General features: G+C 47.4%; 7 protein-coding genes. 3 read left to right on the top strand and 4 right to left on the bottom strand.

From position 1 onward, the window contains the following. Positions 1 to 288: 288 nt before the first annotated feature. Positions 289 to 1,245, bottom strand: a complete 957-nt coding sequence (locus L855_RS21130) for an IS110 family RNA-guided transposase (protein ID WP_192924982.1) — start codon at positions 1,243 to 1,245, stop codon at positions 289 to 291. A gap of 1,113 nt (positions 1,246 to 2,358) precedes the next feature. Between L855_RS21130 and L855_RS07575 the strand changes: the two genes are divergently transcribed. After that, positions 2,359 to 3,261, top strand: a complete 903-nt coding sequence (locus L855_RS07575; protein WP_159786265.1) for an XDD3 family exosortase-dependent surface protein — start codon at positions 2,359 to 2,361, stop codon at positions 3,259 to 3,261. Positions 3,262 to 3,480: 219 nt separating this feature from the next. Here L855_RS07575 and L855_RS21125 read toward each other — a convergent pair whose 3' ends face one another. The 3 genes from L855_RS21125 to L855_RS07565 form a co-directional block, all read right to left on the bottom strand. After that, positions 3,481 to 4,437 carry an IS110 family RNA-guided transposase gene (locus L855_RS21125; protein ID WP_192924982.1) on the bottom strand — a complete coding sequence of 319 codons (957 nt, stop codon included), beginning with the start codon at positions 4,435 to 4,437 and terminating at the stop codon, positions 3,481 to 3,483. 342 nt (positions 4,438 to 4,779) lie between these two features. Then, complete coding sequence (locus L855_RS22175; RefSeq protein WP_281349485.1) at positions 4,780 to 4,905, bottom strand: PIN domain-containing protein; 126 nt, start codon at positions 4,903 to 4,905, stop codon at positions 4,780 to 4,782. Positions 4,906 to 5,198: 293 nt separating this feature from the next. Continuing rightward, a complete protein-coding gene (locus tag L855_RS07565) occupies positions 5,199 to 5,456 on the bottom strand; it encodes a type II toxin-antitoxin system Phd/YefM family antitoxin (protein ID WP_159786262.1) in 258 nt (85 codons plus the stop codon). A 245-nt stretch (positions 5,457 to 5,701) separates the two neighbouring features. Between L855_RS07565 and L855_RS07560 the strand changes: the two genes are divergently transcribed. Further along, positions 5,702 to 7,294, top strand: a complete 1,593-nt coding sequence (locus L855_RS07560) for an HlyD family efflux transporter periplasmic adaptor subunit (protein WP_159786259.1) — start codon at positions 5,702 to 5,704, stop codon at positions 7,292 to 7,294. Positions 7,295 to 7,963: 669 nt separating this feature from the next. Then, the gene (locus L855_RS07555) at positions 7,964 to 18,952 is read left to right on the top strand and encodes a S8 family serine peptidase (RefSeq protein ID WP_159786256.1); all 10,989 of its coding nucleotides are present in this window, start codon (positions 7,964 to 7,966) and stop codon (positions 18,950 to 18,952) included. Positions 18,953 to 18,971: the final 19 nt, after the last annotated feature.

Below are 18,971 nucleotides of genomic sequence, written 5' to 3'. Positions count from 1 at the left end.
GATGAGCCTTGCCAGATTATCGAGCCGGTGCGTTGCGGCAGCTTGTAGATTGTCGCCCTGGTTCTACATAGGTTTGAGCCGCAACACACCCTACCGTAACTGGCGGGCGATCGCCCCCGTTCAATCTCAATGAATAAGGTAGCGACTGTCTTAATTGTCAAGGATAACGTGTTTGGGTGCATAATCTAGCTCTTGAGTCAAGGGGCTGCTTTAAAGAGCAGCAAAATCCTAGGCAGTTAACGGCTTGGCTTCTGTTACTGCCTCAATTGTCAAAGTATTCAAAGGTGGCTAAGGACGAGCTGCTGGGCTTTCTGAATACTGCCAGGGTCGATGATCTCGAACCATCGCATTCAACATGACCAGAAGTTTACGCAGACAGGCTGTTAAAGCTAGTTTTTTCGGCTTGCCTTTTTTGACGAGGCGTTCGTAAAAAACTTTAATAGCTGGATTATATCGCATGGCCACAACCGCCCCCATGTACAAAATTGCTCGGACCGGTGCCCGACCTCCTTGAATTCTTCGTTGACCTTTGTACTTGCCACTGTCAAAATTCAGGGGTGCTACACCGACCAAGCGAGCAATTTTCTTGGCACTGAGTTGACCCAGTTCGGGTAGGTCAGAAACCAAGGTAGTGGCAATCGCTTGACCGATGCCGGGCATGGTTTTAAGTAATTCGACTTTTGATGACCATTCCGCACAATTCTGAGTCAATTCCTCAATCTCGGCGTTGAGTTGTTCGAGACGTCCCCTGAGATAGTCTAGGTGAGCCTCGATATCCACCAAAGCCTTGCCACGTGCGCGACGACAACGATTTTTCTCAGCCGTTTGCATCTCAATGAGCTGACGCCGGCGACTCGTTAACTCTTGTAGTTGACGAGTCTCAGCCGAGCTCGATGCTAGAACCGGGGGCTTTAGGGCTTCGCCATAATACGCCAATGTTTGAGCATCAATCGCGTCAGTTTTAGCTAAACGACCAGTAGCTTTGGCAAAATCTCGACCTTGGCGGGGATTGATGACTGAAACGGGGAACTCGGCCTCTTGTAATTGAATGACCAGTTCCCTTTCTAGTTTCCCAGTCGCTTCGACCACAACTCGCTCGATCCGCTCGTTTTGCCAAGACTCGACGAGTTGGGCAATTTGGGTCGGGCTGTTGGGGATTTGGATGGCTTTTCCCAATGGACGAATGTAAACATCCAGAGTCTGTTGACTCACGTCAACTCCGATCCACTGAGGTGTCTTTGACATGATAGGTTCTCCTAAATTAGCTCTGTTAAGATGAACAAGACATCTTCTCAATTTCACTCATCCTTGCCTGATACGGTCTTTGGGATGAACCGAAATTTCGGACGTCCTTGACCCAGGCGACTGTTCGAGTTCAGTCGAGAAGATTACCTTGTAGTGACCCATGCTACCAAGCGGCCTTTTCCGACCTAGGGTGCGGCGGTCTACTATGTTTCTCAATATACAAGGGTGCGTCCCGGCTTCGTTCAATCTTTGGATTTTGCCAACAGGATTAAACTAGCCGGAACGCACCGGTTTGTGAACCGGACGACAAATCCCCAGATACATTGATGATCGAGCCGGTGCGTTGCGGCAGATTGTAGATTGTCGCCCGGGTTCTACATGGGTTTGAGCCGGGACACACCCTACCGTGCGATCGCCCCTGTTCAATTCCAATGAATAAGGTAGGGTGTGTCCCGGCTTCGTTCAAGTCTTGAATTTTGGCAACAAGATTAAACTAGCCGGAACGTACCGATTTGTGAACCCAACGACAAATCCCCAGATAAATTGATGATCCTTGCCAGATTATCGAGCCGGTGCGTTGCGGCAGCTTGTAGATTTTACCCTTAGGTTTTACATGGGTTTGAGCCGCAACACACCCTACCGTGACCTTCCTATGATCGCCCCCGAGTCTTCACAACAACATGATTTCAGAAATTGGTTTATAAAGTTTCGGTAAAGTTTGCTACAACGATTCAACTCAAATCTCTACAAGTCTCATTATATCTGGGTTTTAGCAATTTAAACGAAGTCTTGAATTGAGAATTTTAGTCCTATTTTTGTAACATTATATTACAACATGCCCGCATTCCCGTAAAATTAGCGGAAAAATTCTGACAGATTTTTGACCCCTTACTTTCACTAAAAAACAGGTCGATTTTAAGCGACTTTATCTAAGCTTTAAATAGACATAATTGGAGCTGTGATAAGTTAGTTACAGACCTGGATCAACGAAGTTTGATCCCTAAGCTTAAATTCCCTTGACACAAACACTAAAGAAACGACGTGAGAGGACCAGTCCCAGGGAAATGGCTTCGATTATCTAGACAACCACATGCACATCTGAGGTGAATCATCATGCTTTTTAAACTCAATCCAGCAACAGCAACCGTTCTAATCGCCGGAATCTCAGGACTTTCGTTAGCAACGTTCTCTACTCCTGCATCAGCCGCCACCCTGCATAACGGTTGGCACTACTCCATTGATTCATTCAATGACAGCATGGCTGGCTATGAGGTTGGGGGAACGCCCTATGAAATTTACGGAACGGCGCTGCAACAGACCAATGACAGTATCATTTTTGCCATCAACTCTAACCTGGGTCTTGAGGGGAAATCAAGCGACTATGCCGTAGATGATCATACTGGCTGGGGAGATTTACTCTTTAATTTCTCAGGCAATGATCTAGACACCGCTAATGCCAATGGAGACCTGTTTGGAATTCGTTTCGCAGAGGAGAGTAAATCCGGAGTCAGTGAACTGGGAGTTTACGAAAATGTCAGGGCCACTGAGATTGCCTGGGAGGGTGGAAACCGCCTCCAGGATGCCAGTCTTTCGGGTTATGCCAACTGGATTACCCAGCATGGTGGAAATCCTCAAGCTGGTGATTTAAGCATCACGGATCCCTACTTCAACCCCAACCGCCATGTTCCCAATAGCATGGTCTCTGGGACGAAAATTGGCGATATTCAGTTTTTGAGTGATATCAACAGTTTGGGACTTGATTTTGGTCACTTCGGTGCAACAGGAACGCATACGTTCGCCTTCCAATTTGATCGAACTCTTCTCCCTGATGGTGATTATGTTTATACTCTGGCTCCTGAATGTGACAACGACATCATTGCCGGAATTGGGACTTTGGAGCCTCCCCAAGATGTTCCAGAACCCTCATCCGCTCTGGCTGTAGGACTGGTTACTTTGGCGGCGGGTGCTTTGAAATCACGCCGTCGTTCAAGCGGTAATGGTAGTCAGATGAGTTAGGACAATAATGACCTGGCTTAAGATATCGTTTGACTGAGATCTCTTGGGCTAGGTTTGACATTAATAGCGGTAGCGACTGTCTTAATTGTCAAGGATAACGTGTTTGGGTGCATAATCTAGCTCTTGAGTCAAGGGGCTGCTTTAAAGAGCAGCAAAATCCTAGGCAGTTAACGGCTTGGCTTCTGTTACTGCCTCAATTGTCAAAGTATTCAAAGGTGGCTAAGGACGAGCTGCTGGGCTTTCTGAATACTGCCAGGGTCGATGATCTCGAACCATCGCATTCAACATGACCAGAAGTTTACGCAGACAGGCTGTTAAAGCTAGTTTTTTCGGCTTGCCTTTTTTGACGAGGCGTTCGTAAAAAACTTTAATAGCTGGATTATATCGCATGGCCACAACCGCCCCCATGTACAAAATTGCTCGGACCGGTGCCCGACCTCCTTGAATTCTTCGTTGACCTTTGTACTTGCCACTGTCAAAATTCAGGGGTGCTACACCGACCAAGCGAGCAATTTTCTTGGCACTGAGTTGACCCAGTTCGGGTAGGTCAGAAACCAAGGTAGTGGCAATCGCTTGACCGATGCCGGGCATGGTTTTAAGTAATTCGACTTTTGATGACCATTCCGCACAATTCTGAGTCAATTCCTCAATCTCGGCGTTGAGTTGTTCGAGACGTCCCCTGAGATAGTCTAGGTGAGCCTCGATATCCACCAAAGCCTTGCCACGTGCGCGACGACAACGATTTTTCTCAGCCGTTTGCATCTCAATGAGCTGACGCCGGCGACTCGTTAACTCTTGTAGTTGACGAGTCTCAGCCGAGCTCGATGCTAGAACCGGGGGCTTTAGGGCTTCGCCATAATACGCCAATGTTTGAGCATCAATCGCGTCAGTTTTAGCTAAACGACCAGTAGCTTTGGCAAAATCTCGACCTTGGCGGGGATTGATGACTGAAACGGGGAACTCGGCCTCTTGTAATTGAATGACCAGTTCCCTTTCTAGTTTCCCAGTCGCTTCGACCACAACTCGCTCGATCCGCTCGTTTTGCCAAGACTCGACGAGTTGGGCAATTTGGGTCGGGCTGTTGGGGATTTGGATGGCTTTTCCCAATGGACGAATGTAAACATCCAGAGTCTGTTGACTCACGTCAACTCCGATCCACTGAGGTGTCTTTGACATGATAGGTTCTCCTAAATTAGCTCTGTTAAGATGAACAAGACATCTTCTCAATTTCACTCATCCTTGCCTGATACGGTCTTTGGGATGAACCGAAATTTCGGACGTCCTTGACCCAGGCGACTGTTCGAGTTCAGTCGAGAAGATTACCTTGTAGTGACCCATGCTACCAAGCGGCCTTTTCCGACCTAGGGTGCGGCGGTCTACTATGTTTCTCAATATACAAGGGTGCGTCCCGGCTTCGTTCAATCTTTGGATTTTGCCAGTCGTAGGGGCATAACCCACCCCTACCCCTCCCAGGAGGGGATTTTTCGCCCCTACCGGAACGCACCAATTTGTTGATTTCTAAACAAACCAGTTTTCAATGGTTAACCCTTCAAAATCTACAAAATCTGAAACATTACGAGTCACGAGAATTAAATGATTGACTTTCGCGATCGCAGCAATTTGACCATCTGGGTATGAAGGCATCCGACCCAAAGTTGTCAGCCTAGCACGTTCAGCTACAAACCATCTAGCAGCAGCATGACAGTACGGTAGAATGAGAATTTTGTCTTGGATAACCTGTGTTAAGTAATTAGATAAATTACTTCTTCATCGAGACTCAGGCAATCGGTATAATCTATAAAGAAGCTCATGCCATGTTACCGATGCGATCGCAGAATCTTCCAGGTTTTGGCGAAAGTTATCTAAAAACGTTTCGTCGGGCTGTCGTTTAATACTTTCAGAAATAATGTTGGTGTCCAGTAAAAATCTTGTGTTCATCACCAGCAAGGTTTTTCAGGGGTTGGACTTGGGTCGCGAACATCAGCAAAAATTTCATCACTATCCAAATCGATGGCTTCTGAATTTAGTTGCTCGCGAAACTTGTCAAAGGCGTCTAAAATACTCTCTGATTGAGCGGATGTAATTTGAGCAATCGGTTGATTGGCTTCAAAAACAACAAAACTTTCTCCAGCTTGAACACGTTGAAGATAGTGGTTTAAATTTTGAGTGATTTCTTCTAAAGTAATTTTGTTCATACATTAACTTCCTGCCAAACTGATATAACAGCTACAGTGCAATTATATCTGAAATCAACAATTCAGGTGCGGCACAACACCTACTGGTCTCAATGGCCTCATGGACAGTCCCTGATTTTCGGTCAATTGTTAAGTTTTATCACAAAATCCAGCAATTCCCGTAAAAACCCTTCCCAGAAAACGACAGATTAGTGACGAGGTGTCTTTTAACTGACCTTGTGTTGTCTACGCATCTATCACGACCCATGACCTCCCAACCTCAAAACCAAAATTCCGCTCCCCTACGAGTTGTTCCCCCAACGACCGATACTCCCCAGGAACAGCCGGCCCCTCCGGTTCCACCAACCCCTGACCCAGATTCCGAGACAACCTCGGCGAAGCCTCAACAGGAACCGACCCGACATCGTTGGCTCTGGGTAGGAACGGCGGTAGCGACTCTGGGGGCTGTTGGCTTTATTCCTCTTCCCAATCATGTTCGGGGTGATGCGACTCTCAAAACTCTCCCAGGTCAACGACAAACGATTCATATGAGCCGGCCGGGACGGGTTCGGCTACGGGTGAGACCTCATGATCGGGTTCAGCCCGATCAGGTGCTGCTGTCTGTTGAGAGTGAAGATCTTGCAGACCAACTGACGGAGGCGGAGCGATCGCTGCAAGAGGAAAATGCAGCCCTGGAGGTGGCTCAACAGCGACTGGCGCGATCGCAACAACGGCTGAGAAATGCTGAGGATCAGTTGCACCAAGCTCAACGTCGTCTGGATGCTCATTTGGATGATATGCGGGCGATTCAGTTGGGAATCGGGATTCCTCAGACTCGCCGCTTTCAGGAAGAGCGGGGTGGGGTTCAGGCAGAGGAGGAGCGCGATCGCTATGAAATCGAACGACTTCAGGGTGAAGTCCGGGAACTTGAAAGTCGTCAAGGGGCGATCGCTGAGACTCTAAGCTTACTACGTGAGGAAGAGCAAGAACATAAAGACGAAAAACGCGAGTTGGCTGGAATGGTTGAAGATGATCTAATTGGAGGACGTCACCATTTAATTCGTGATACTGAGAGGGAGTTACGAAGCATCCGACGACAAATTGCTGAACAAGAAGGAGAGGAAACACAAAACCGAGACCGCATTGAACAAGTTCAGAGTCAGATCCGAGGTCAGGAAGCCTCCTTGAACCGACGAGATCATCAAGCCAATGTGACTCGTGAACAAGAACAACAGGTCCAGTGGGACCTCAATCAGAAACGGATGGACTTGGAAGAGGAACGAGATCGCCGTCAGGCAGAACGAGACACGGCCCATAATGAGCGGGAAACGGCAACCATCCAAGTGCAAAACCATCAGGAGGCGATCGCCGCTCGACAAGCTCAACTCGAAGACCTACGAAAGCGTGACGCTGAACGCACCAAAACCGCCACCATCTCGGGAATTGTCTTAGATCACAACCTAGACCAACGAGATGGAGCCTTCATGCAGGCGGGACAAGAAGTCTTACAAATTGCCAATCTGAGTTATTTGGAAGTCACAGCTCAAATTGCACAAGCGGATTATCATCTGGTTGAAAAAGGACAATTGGTTGAATTTCGGATGCGTAACCAGCCCCGCGACATCACCTATCGCTCCAGTATTGAAAATCGGCGCCCTCTCACTGATCGTCGAGAGTCTGGGATTGAGGATGTCTTTGAAGTCACCTTCCATATTGAAAACCCGGAAAATCTTCGACTTCCTGAAGACAAGGGTTATGTTCAAATTCGCACCGAAAATCGAAATTTCTACCAGAAAATTCAACATCAGTTTGGCAAACTCATCGACCTGGGCTATTACTTCCCCTGGCTCGCTGATTAAGACTCGTAATTGCTCTGTGAACGTTGTTTTAATCTAGAGGGCGACCATAAGGGTACGCCTGAAAAAAGTGTTACATTCGATACAAAATTTCCAAATAATTGTAGGGGCGAACGGCTGTTCGCCCTTCCCCAATTGGGCATCCCATCTAACCACTTTGACCCGTTATAGAGAAGACCCTCATCCTCTCTAGCAGCACAACAATTTTCTTAACCTCGGGGTGGGCCAGTCCCACCCTGTTTTTTGGGTTGCTTTCCCCTAGGTGTTGGTAACGTCTTTATGAAGATTCTGTGAAGACCCGAACGACTCAGAGAGATAAACGCCTAAAAACATTTCCCTGCCAAGCTTACAGCTCTTGAGACTCCCCTCAATAAAGCCGCAATTTCCCCGCGAAATGTAAACAAACATTACAATATCACCGGGTTTCCGTAAAACTGCCCAAAAAAAACTGATAGATCTAATTGGCCTCTTTTAACAAGTCCCAAAAACGCTGATTTGTCACCATAATTTTTACGAAAACTTCATAAAAAATGTCCGGAAGTTGAGATAGAGTGAAACCATCAAAAAATAGGTTTTCCCTAAGTCCCTAAAAGGACGTTTCAGACGAGACCTATCCCCAAACCTCACAATCGTCTGTTTTTTCAGTCTTGCGAGTCCGGAGCATCTACGATTATGTCCCCCTTCAATCCTAAATCCTGGTTTAACCGTCGTTTTCGTCAAAACCCCCCTGAAGCTACGGCCCAGGAAGACCAACAGCAAACCTTTATCCTGGAACCAATTTATACCCCTAGCGGCTTTCTAGATAGTGGGGATGACTCGGATGGGTTGGACTTAGGCCCAGTTGATGAGCCTATGGATGACTTTAGTGATGCCTTATCCCCGGATGGGGAAAGTGATGTTCCTGGAGACGACGGGGATAATATTGGGGATGAGGGAGACCTAGATATCGAGGAGGAGGACATCCTTCCTGAAGGGGAGGAAGGGGTCAACTATCTCGATGACGAGTATATTTCGGACAACGAGATTGGCGAGACCATTCCCTATGCTGGGGATGATGAGGTGGAGACCACTGAACCAAGTGATTCCACGGAAGAGGTGGAGAACGCCCTAGAAGATGATTCAGATATCCCTGACGATGATGGGGAGATAAATAATGAGGAAGAATTAACAGACGAGGAGAGTCCTGAGTCTCAAGAAGACTCAGAAGAAGATGACGGTAACGACGACGACGTTAATTTACTCCAGCTTCTATTAGGTCTGCTGCTCCCATTGCTGCTGCTGCAAAATTTACTCCAGCTTCTATTAGGTCTGCTGCTCCCATTGCTGCTGCTGCAAAAAAATGAGGTCGAAGATAACCCAGAAGACGATACTGACAACCCGAGTGATGCTGAAAACAGCCAGGAAACGGATGAGGAAGCCGTTGACGTGGACAACAGCGAGGAGGGAGACTCAGAGACCGACAACGAGACTGAGGATGATTTAGAGGACGACGACGATAATCCTCTCGCCTTTGATGTGCCTGAGTTTAACAGTGGTATCTTCCAAGTTGGCAACAGCGGTGAAGTTGGCGTAGACTTCCTGTTTGACGGAGGACGCTATCAAGGGGAAGTGGCCTTCTTTAGCCTGGCGGGTTTCAATGAACTGGAGTTTAACGGTATTGAAGACTTCATCGCCGAAGCCGCACAACGGGCCGCTAGTGGCAGTGAACAGGGTCATATTGTCATTAGTGTGGCCGACGAAGGTGCCCGCTTTACCGGGTCCCTGTTTGGAGAACCGGATTGGAATACCGGTGTCTACCAGGGGGTGAAGACCTTTAACATGACCCCCGGTGATGAGTTTGGGGTGATGCTGGTTCCTAATGGTCGCGTCTCGGAAGTTCTAGACAATCCCAGTATTGGTGGGGCAAAACGTCCCCTGTTTTCTCTGGCCAGCACCAACCCACAAGAGGGATTCCATCTGGGCCAGATTGCTGACTTGACGGGAGATGGGAATACCTTTGTCTTGGAAGACCAACGGTTTGAACGTAGTGACCTTGACTACGATGATGTCATCTTCCAGATTCGTGGTGCGGTAGGGGATGCGGTTCATGTGGAGAATGTGATTGCCCCCGAGTTGGATTGGCGACAGGATGACCTGGGGAAAGCGTTACTCGCCTATTCCAAACCCTATCTCGCCACCAGTGAGCAATTGGATTTGGTGGAGTTGGTTACGCAAGACCCCGATGGTTTACTGGATGGGGACGATGGTATGAGTCCTCCAGATTCCGGCAACCCAGACTTGGATGGGGAGGATTTAGATGATGCTGACTTGGATGAGGTGGAAGAGACGGATGCTTTAGAAGAAGCGGACGACAGCGACTCCCAGGAGGGTCAGTCTGACTCAGACTCTGCTGATGAGGATGAGGCGGTTGAGTCTTCGGGTGAAAGCGGTTCCACTTCGGGGGATAGTTCGTCTAATCCCGACAGTTCCTCAACCTCAGGAGGGAATGAGATAGTGAGCGAGACGCAGCCGTCTACTGAGGAGTCGGATGAGGGGTCGGAGATGATGTCGGGAGGCTCCAGTGAAACGGTGACGGAGGGGGACGTGAGCGAGGGGTCGGAGTCGTCTGAGGAGGTCGCTGAGGCTCAACAGGAGACGGTGTCAGAGGAACCGGTGTCAGAGGAATTGGTGTCAGATAACCCCGTGAGCGAGAACGAGGTTGATGAGTTCTCTAATGGGTCCTCTGAGGAAAGTGCCGATAGTCAAGCGGCTGACCCGCTCGTGACGGCTGCCCAAGGCTTTGAGTTTGCCAAGGAAGACCAGCCCTTGGTGGGGATTATTGATACGGGATTTGCGGAGAATAATCCTGATTTGAATTACGACAACTTTATCCTGGGGCGTGATTGGGTGGATGGAGATGATAACCCGCTGTTGGCCCCTGGGGAGGGGAGTGAACATGGAACCCATCTGTTGGGACTGATTGCGGCTCAGCGGGACAATGGCATTGGCATTGATGGCATCAACCCCGAGGCTCCGGTCTGGTTAGGTCGTGGCGTGGGGTCTGGAGAGTGGGCCAGTTCTCTGGTTGAGTTTGTGGATGCGGCGGCGGAGTCGGGTCAGGCGAATGCAGTGGTGAATCTGAGTCTGGACTTGACGGAGATGGATGCTGAGGGCAATGTGAGTCCTCGCTATGAGTTGACCGTGGCCGAACGGACTGCCATTGAATATGCCCGTCAACAGGGGGTGTTGCTGGTGGTGGCAGCGGGGAATGATGGGGGCAATCTGTCGGCGTTGGCTCAAGCCTCGCGGGAGTTTGACAATGTGCTGACGGTGGGTGCGGCGGAAGCGTTTGACCCCAATCTGGCGGTGGCTCAGGGTCATGGTCGGGCGGAGTATTCTAATTTTGGTACTGGGTTAGGATTGCTGGCGCCTGGAGGGACGGCTGAGAATCCAGTGCTGTCTACGGTGGGGGATGATTTGGGAACTCTGGCGGGGACGTCGGTGGCGACGGCCCGGGTGACGGGGGCCACGTCCGTGGTTTGGGCGGCGAACCCTGAGTTGAGTTATCGCCAGGTCATCGAGATTTTGCAAACTACGGCTACGGATTTGGGGACTCCGAATTGGAACCCGGATACGGGTGCGGGACTGTTGAATTTGCTGGCGGCGGTGCATCTGGCGAAGGCGACGCAACCCCAAGCCTATGACCCGACTCCGATTGAGATTGGGGAGACTCCTCGACGGCGACATATTGTGCGGCCGGGTGAGACCCCTGCGGGCCTGGCGGAACGGGAGTTGGGAGATGAGGAGGCTTGGTTGGAGGTTACGGATTCAGAGGGGAATCCGTTTGAAGGTCCTGATGAGCCGTTGGTGCCGGGAACGGAGGTGGAACTGCCGATGTATGGGGGAGGGGTGGTGAATCCACAGGTTGAGTCTCCGGCGAGGGAACCCCAGCCGCTGACTCCGGCCAATCAAGCGCCAGAAGATTTACAGGTGTCTCTGAGCCGACTTTATAATCCTGGGGAGACGATTCGGCTGTCAGGCTGGGTGAGTGATGCCGATGGTGCGGAGGACTTGGAACGGGTTCAGTTCTGGTTGCGACAAGATGGGGGTGATTGGGTTGAGGTTGGGGAAACCAGTGAGTTTGCCATTGACCCCAATCACCCAGACTGGGGTGGGTTTGAGCAAGAGTTGAGCGGGTTGACACCGGGTCAGTATGAGTTACGGGTGATTTCTTCTGACCAGGGTGGTCAGGTGGGTCAGCCGGTTAGTCATTCCTTTACGGTGCTGTCTGTCCCGGAAGGGCAGCATTTGTCAGAGCGGGTGAAACGGGCAATTAGCCAAGCTATGAAGTTAGAGGCCTATCATCCTGATATTTTGGCGTTGACGGAACAATGGGTGGTCAGCGTCAGACAGGGAGAATCCCCTGATGCTTTAGCTGCACAGGTAGGTGCGACAAATTTAGGACCGACGAATCAGATTCCTAATACTTATGTCTGGAAGTTTGATGGGGACAGTGACCCCTATGAGATTGCGGCGGCGATGGATGAAGTCATTGGAATTGAGTTTACCTACCCATTGGTTAACTTTCCGATTGAGTTTTATTCGACTCCCTGGCATTTGGAAAATACGGGACAAACTGGGGGGCAACCTGGAGTGGACGCAAGGGTCAAATTAGCCTGGCAAGACCATGGTGTTTCTGGAAAGGGCGCGACGATTGGTTTTCTTGACAGTGGTTTTGATTATGAGCATCCCAATTTGAGTGCCAACTACCAGGCACATCTCAGCTATGACTTTGACGAGGATAACTCGTATCCCAGCTATACGTTCTCAACACAAGTAACTTCACCGGAGTCAATTGTCGTTTTAGAGGATGGTGGCAGTGAAACTGTCAATATAGTTTGGGATGAGAGACTCTCTCATAGAGTCTTTAAGGGTTATCTATCAAATTTAGCCTTGACTTTGCCTGGAATTGATGTGGACGATGAGGCAAGTTTGGAAGATATTGAGATTTCCCTGATTAGTCCTTGGGAGACCGAATTTAAGCTAACGGATTTAGAGTCAGGTTCAAAATCTTACTTTACAGATGTTTTTAATGGGGAAAATCCCAACGAGGCTCATCAAATAAATCGCAACAACTTTTGGCGATTATTGATTGACAACCAGAGTCCAGAGACGATAATTATTGACCCCAATTGGTCAATTGATTTTGACTTGGTTGATGCCCATGGTACACAGGTTGCTGGTGCAGCTATTGCTAATTCAGAAACGGGAAATATGGGAGTTGCTCCAGGTGCCAATTGGGCGGGGCTACGAGTGGGAAGTGATTTCATAAATGACGGGTCGTTGGCTAAAGCTCTATCTCATAAAAATCAGAATATAGATATTTACAACAACAGTTGGGGAGTCAGTTTCCGAACAAACATTTTACCTCAAGCACTTTATGGACTAGAGGCGGGAAGTCAAAATGGGCGAAATAATTTGGGAAATCTGTTTGTTTTTGCGGCAGGCAATGAGGGTCATAATGGTGATGATGTCAACTATAATCCCCTCGCTAATTCTCGCTATGCCATCGCAGTAGGAGCCGTTGACCAATCGGGTAGAAAGGCAGTTTATAGTAACCCTGGTGCGCCTCTATTGTTATCAGCACCTTCTGAGAATTCTAGCTATCTAGCCTCACGGATCGATACACCCAAATCCATCCCAGTTGATGGGTCAACTTTATCTTTAGAACTCGGGACGGTCGAAGGAGTTTCAGACTTAATCAATCGTGTGGAAGTTCATCTGGGGATTGAACATGACAAGTATGAAGACTTAGAGGTGACTTTAGTCCAGGTAACTCCAGAGGGAGAAGAGCGGCGAGTCCAGTTGTTGGCTGATGTTCCTTTTACTATCGAGAACTATTTGGGACGAGAAGTTCGAAATTTGTCGATTAGCCTTGCTGACAATGCAGCGCGGGATTTGCCGGATAATACGGCACCTTTTCATGGTCGTTTCCGTCCCCAAGAAAGCCTAGATATCTTTAAGGGACAAGATGTGAACGGGACTTGGAAAATTGAAATCAAAGACCGTCATACGCAGAATTTATCAGGGTCAGTTCACCAGGCCGCCGTTGCTTTAAGTACGACAGGAATTGCTACCACTGATATTCAGGGAGAGGCAGGAACAACATCGGGGAATTTTACCAATGAATTTGGGGGAACTTCTGCGGCTGCGCCAATTGTCTCTGGGGTAATTGCTTTGATGTTAGAAGTCAATCCTCAGTTGAGTTGGCGAGATATTCAGCATATTTTGGTGGAAACAGCTAATCGTGAGGCGATTCAAGATGTTGATGCTGATTGGAGTGGGTCGCCAGGTGATTCGATTCGCCATAGTCATCAATATGGATTTGGTATGGTCGATGCTGAGGCAGCGGTAGCCGCCGCTAAGACTTGGAAACCGGTTGGCCCTGAGGTCTCAGTTGAGATTCCTGGAAATCTCGCTCTTTCAGACCGTTTGATTCCTGATAATGACCCGGAAGGTGTGAGTTCTTCAGTTACGGTAGATGAGGAATTTACTGTTGAATGGGTTGAGGTGGACTTTCGCTCTAGTCATGATGACCCGGATAACTTGAGACTGGAGTTAGTGCATACTTATACAACAGAAGAAGGAGAAGAAAAAACGACAGTTTCTACCTTGGCTCGTCCTTATCAGTCTAGTGTTCAAAATTATTATAACGACTGGTGGTTTAGTTCAGCACGTCATTGGGGAGAACCGGCTGAGGGAACTTGGACTCTACGGGTGTCTGATGAGACAGACAGTAATAAAACAATTGGTGGCATTTGGGATGGTTGGAGTCTAATTTTACATGGAACAACTGAATCAATGCCGGAATTTGGAGAGCCATTCCAAGTCAATACCTATGACGAGGGTGATCAGCATGGACATTTAATAGCTAAACTCAGTGATGGTGGGTTTATTGTAACTTGGAATTCTTTTGATCATCGAGGTATATCTGAACGAGATAGTGAAGATTATGGCATCTATGCTCAGCGTTATGATCGTGATGGATATCCTGTTTCCTCTGAGTTTAAAGTCAATAATTATTCGGATGCGAATGAGCTTATGGCTGGTGCTATGGTATCTTCAGTAACCGGTTTGTCAGATGGAGGATTTATCATTCTCTGGGGTGCTTTTGGTGAGGATGGTCATAGAGTCTATGGTCAGCGTTATGACAAAAATAACAATCCAGTTGGGAATGAGTTTAAAGTTAATTCACCCGAAGATATGTCGCAGCGTGCAATATCAGCCACAGAACTCTCAAATGGCAACTTAATGGTGACTTGGCAACAATATCCAGATGATGGGTCTGGACTCACTGGAATCAATGATGATCATGAGGTATTAGCAAATTTTTATGATGTTAACGGGAACATCATTGAATCTAATGTAGATTTAATGATATCTGATGTTTATAGAAACGAAATGTCAATAACGCCAGTACCGAGTGGAGGATTTTGGACTACATGGACTTCTCTGGACAATACTTCTCCGATTTATGCCCAGCGCTATGATAATCATGGTAGTAAAATTGGTTCTAAATTTAGAGTGAATACCTCAGAGCGTTTTTGGCTGGAAGACATGGGGCCTGATTCTGATGTATCTATCTCCATTTTGCATGATGAGAGTTTTGTGATTTCCTGGCATTCTTATAGTGAGGAAAACGGAGGCCATGATGTTTATGCTCAACGTTATGACAAAAATGGCAATCCGGTAGGATCTGAGTTTACAGTCAACACGTACACAAATGAAATCAAGCGAAACCCATCTGTGTCAAGTTTAGATGGTGGTGGTTTTATCATTACCTGGGGATCTGAGAGACAAGATAGTTCAGAACGGAGTATTTATGGGCAAAAATACGATGTTAATGGTCAGCCAATTGGAGAAGAATTTAAAATAAATCCTGATTCTCAGGGACATCAGAGGGCGTGGCGTCCATCAGTCATCGAAACTATCGATGGACGATTTGTGGTTGTTTGGACGTCTAATCATCCAGATGATTCTACACTTGATATTTTTGGGAGAATGTTTGAGGGAGTTAACCAATCTATCAACACTCCTCCTCTTGCTCCAAATAATTTAAGTTCTAGTTTGAGTGATGAGACGGTTACATTAACTTGGGATGCGGCGACTGATACGGAAACACCTCAGTCTGATGTAACTTACAATTTGCGCATTGGAACTACACCCGGTGGATCAGATATTCTGGATGCGACTCGGGAGGGAGCTGAAATTGGGAATGTCGCCGGTAACACGACTTGGACGTTAGAAGACTTAGAACCCGGAACCTATTATTGGAGCGTTCAGACGGTAGATAGTGGGTTTGCTGCTTCAGAGTTTGCAGAGGAGCAGAGTTTTACGGTAGAGGATCCAGTTTTTAAAGTCGGGGATAAGTTTCAAGTCAATACGTATAGTGAGAGCAATCAGTGGCGATCATCGGTTGCAGAATTAGCCGATGGAGGCTTTATCGTGGCTTGGAACTCTTATGGTCAAGATGGTTCTGAGGATGGTGTCTACGGTCAACGTTATGACAGCTATGGTAATCCCGTTGGTTCCGAATTTCAAATTAATACTTATACTGATGACTTTCAGGGAGACTCATCAGTAACGGGATTATCAGATGGAGGCTTTGTCGTGACTTGGAGTTCTTCTGGTCAAGATGGTTCTGTGACTAGTATCTACGGTCAACGTTATGATCGCAATGGCAATCCCCTTGGTTCCGAATTTCAAGTCAATACCTATACCTATAGTACTCAGAACTCCTCATCAGTTACTAACTTATCAGATGGCGAATTTGTCGTGAATTGGCATTCTTATAATCCTTTTATCCAAGAGGGTTCTTTTTATAGTGTCTACGGTCAACGTTACGACAGCGATGGCAATGCCGTTGGTTCTGAATTTCAGGTCAATACTTATAGCGATGACTATCAGTGGTACCCATCAGTAACGGGATTATCAAATGGAGGTTTTGTTTCGATATGGACTTCCCGAGGTCAAGATAGTCAAGATAGTTCTTTTTCTATTTACGGTCAACGTTACGATAGTCATGGTGATGCTATCGGTTCCGAATTTCAAGTCAGTACGTATGAGGGTCATCAAGGGCAACCGTCAGTGACAGGATTATCAGATGGAGGCTTTGTCGCGACTTGGCACTCTTGGGAACAAGATGGTTCTAGACATGGGGTCTACGGCCAACGTTACGACAGCCATGGCAATCCTGTCGGTTCCGAATTTCAAATTAATACTTATACCGACGACTCTCAGTGGTATCCATCAGTAACGGGATTATCTAATGGAGGCTTTGTCGTGACTTGGGAATCTAGGGGTCAAGATGGTTCTTGGCGGCCTAGTATCTACGGCCAATCTTACGACAGTAATGGCAATCCTGTCGGTTCTGAGTTTCAAGTTAGTACTTATACTGATGTTTATCAGTCTCGAGCATCAGTAACGGGATTATCCAATGGAGGCTTTGTCGTGACTTGGCATTCTGAGGGTCAAGATGGTTCGGGGTATGATGTCTATGGTCAAATCTTTAGCACAGAGGAAATAGCACCTAACACACCACCCACGACTCCAAGCAATTTAAATTCCCAAATCAGTGAGGATACTGCAACCTTAACTTGGGATGCTGCCACCGACGAGGAAACGCCCCAATCCGATTTAACTTATAACTTACGAGTCGGAACAACACCGGGTAGCTCGGATATTATCGATGACACTCGTCAAGGTGGAGTAATCGGTAATGTCGCTAGGAACACCAATTGGACGTTAGAGGATCTTGAGCCGGGTACATATTATTGGAGCGTTCAGACCGTGGATAGTGGTTTTGAAACGTCAGATTTTGCCTCTGAACAGAGTTTCACCATTGAACCTAGCGCCACGATAGAGGAACCCGTTTTCAAGATTGGCGACGAGTTTCAAGTCAATACTTATACCTATGAAGACCAGTGGGGTCCCTCGGTGACGCAATTAGCAGATGGCGGGTTTGTTGTTACGTGGCAGTCTTGGGGCCAACCCAACGATGATTCTGAGCGTATAGACGGTTACCATCCGAATGCTAATTGGGGCATATACGGTCAACGCTATGATGGTGACGGCAATCCAGTTGGTTCAGAATTCCAGATTAATACTTCTACTCAAGGTGCGCAAGAAAACCCATCAGTGACAGAACTATCAAATAGTGGTTTTGTGGTCACTTGGCAGTCAAATGACCCAGAAAATCCTGGAATATACGGTCAGCGCTATGATAGTGACGGCAATCCAGTGGGTTCAGAATTTCAGGTTCATACTTCTACTCAAGGTGGGCAAGAAAACCCATCAGTGGCACAACTAGCGGATGGTGGTTTTGTTGTAACTTGGCAGTCAAGCGACCAAGATAGTTCTGGAATATATGGTCAACGCTATGATAGTGACGGCAATCCAGTTGCTTCAGAATTTCAGGTTAATACTTCTACTGAGAATACACTGCAAGAGCCATCAGTAACACAATTGGGTGATGGTGGGTTTGTTGTTACTTGGACTGATGGCTCAAATATTTCTGGTCAGCGCTATGATGGTGACGGCAATCTAGTTGGTTCAGAATTTCAAGTTAATACTTCTACTGAGGATATACGGCGAGAGCCATCAGTAACACAATTGGGTGATGGTGGTTTTGTTGTGACTTGGACTGATGGATCAAATATTTCTGGTCAGCGCTATGATAGTGACGGCAATCCAGTGGGTTCAGAATTTCAGGTTAATACTTCTGCTGAGCCTGATAAACAACAATTCTTTTCTTCGGTAACACAACTAGAGAATGGCGGTTTTGTTGTAACTTGGAGTTCACAAGATGTTTCTGGCGGAACTTGGAATGTTCATGCTCAAAGGTATGACGTAGATGGGCAGCCAATTGGTTCAGAATTTCAAGTGAATACCTATAGTGATGGACTTCAAGCTATGTCATCAATTGCTGAGTTGGGTGATGGTAAATTTATTGTGACTTGGATGTCTGAGGGTCAGGATGGTTCCTACATGGGTATCTTTGGTCAAATCTTTGGTACAGATGGCACAGTTGAAAATTCAACAAACTTGACTGAACTATACTTTGCAGAAGACCTCCATACAGGAGGGGATCGCGTTCCCCTAGAGAGTTACCCAAAAACCGAACAGGCTCGTTCGGAGTTTCTAGCAAATCTGGTTAATCCTCAAACGGTCGATTTTGAAGAATTTGAACATGATAGTCGTCCACAAGTTTTAGACTTTGGAGAGACGACCGCAACCCTGTCCTATACTACTGGTGACTTAATAGTGAAAACCCTGAACGAGGGAGCTACTTCGCCCTGGTTCCCAACATCAGGAAAGAACTATCTGCTGAGTCGCAATCATATGGAGTTTACGATTGAGTTCAGTGAACCTCAATCAGCCTTTGGCTTGAATATGACGGATGCTGAAAATGGTCCGTTCTCGATGACGCTGCACCGGGAAGATGGCACCACAAAAAATGTTATTATTCCCGTTGAAGCTAACCATATTGACTTTTCAGGCTCCGCCCTTTTCTTTGGAGTTAAAGATATGGAACAACCCTTCAACGCGGTGACAATCCATAGGCCAACACATGACGGACGGACTGGTTTAGATGAGTTGGTTATTGGTGATATAAAACCGTGATCTATCAAACAGTAAAACC

Source organism: Sodalinema gerasimenkoae IPPAS B-353 (assembly GCF_009846485.1).
Lineage (GTDB): Bacteria > Cyanobacteriota > Cyanobacteriia > Cyanobacteriales > Geitlerinemataceae > Sodalinema > Sodalinema gerasimenkoae.
The sequence above is the reverse complement of the archived record's forward strand: the minus strand, read 5'-3'. Positions and strand labels throughout refer to the sequence as shown.

Bases quoted from the DNA above. Each gene is read 5' to 3' on its own strand.
- L855_RS21130 (WP_192924982.1), bottom strand. From the start codon at position 1,245: ATGTCAAAGACACCTCAGTGGATCGGAGTTGACGTGAGTCAACAGACT.
- L855_RS07575 (WP_159786265.1), top strand. From the start codon at position 2,359: ATGCTTTTTAAACTCAATCCAGCAACAGCAACCGTTCTAATCGCCGGA.
- L855_RS21125 (WP_192924982.1), bottom strand. From the start codon at position 4,437: ATGTCAAAGACACCTCAGTGGATCGGAGTTGACGTGAGTCAACAGACT.
- L855_RS22175 (WP_281349485.1), bottom strand. From the start codon at position 4,905: ATGCCTTCATACCCAGATGGTCAAATTGCTGCGATCGCGAAAGTCAAT.
- L855_RS07565 (WP_159786262.1), bottom strand. From the start codon at position 5,456: ATGAACAAAATTACTTTAGAAGAAATCACTCAAAATTTAAACCACTAT.
- L855_RS07560 (WP_159786259.1), top strand. From the start codon at position 5,702: ATGACCTCCCAACCTCAAAACCAAAATTCCGCTCCCCTACGAGTTGTT.
- L855_RS07555 (WP_159786256.1), top strand. From the start codon at position 7,964: ATGTCCCCCTTCAATCCTAAATCCTGGTTTAACCGTCGTTTTCGTCAA.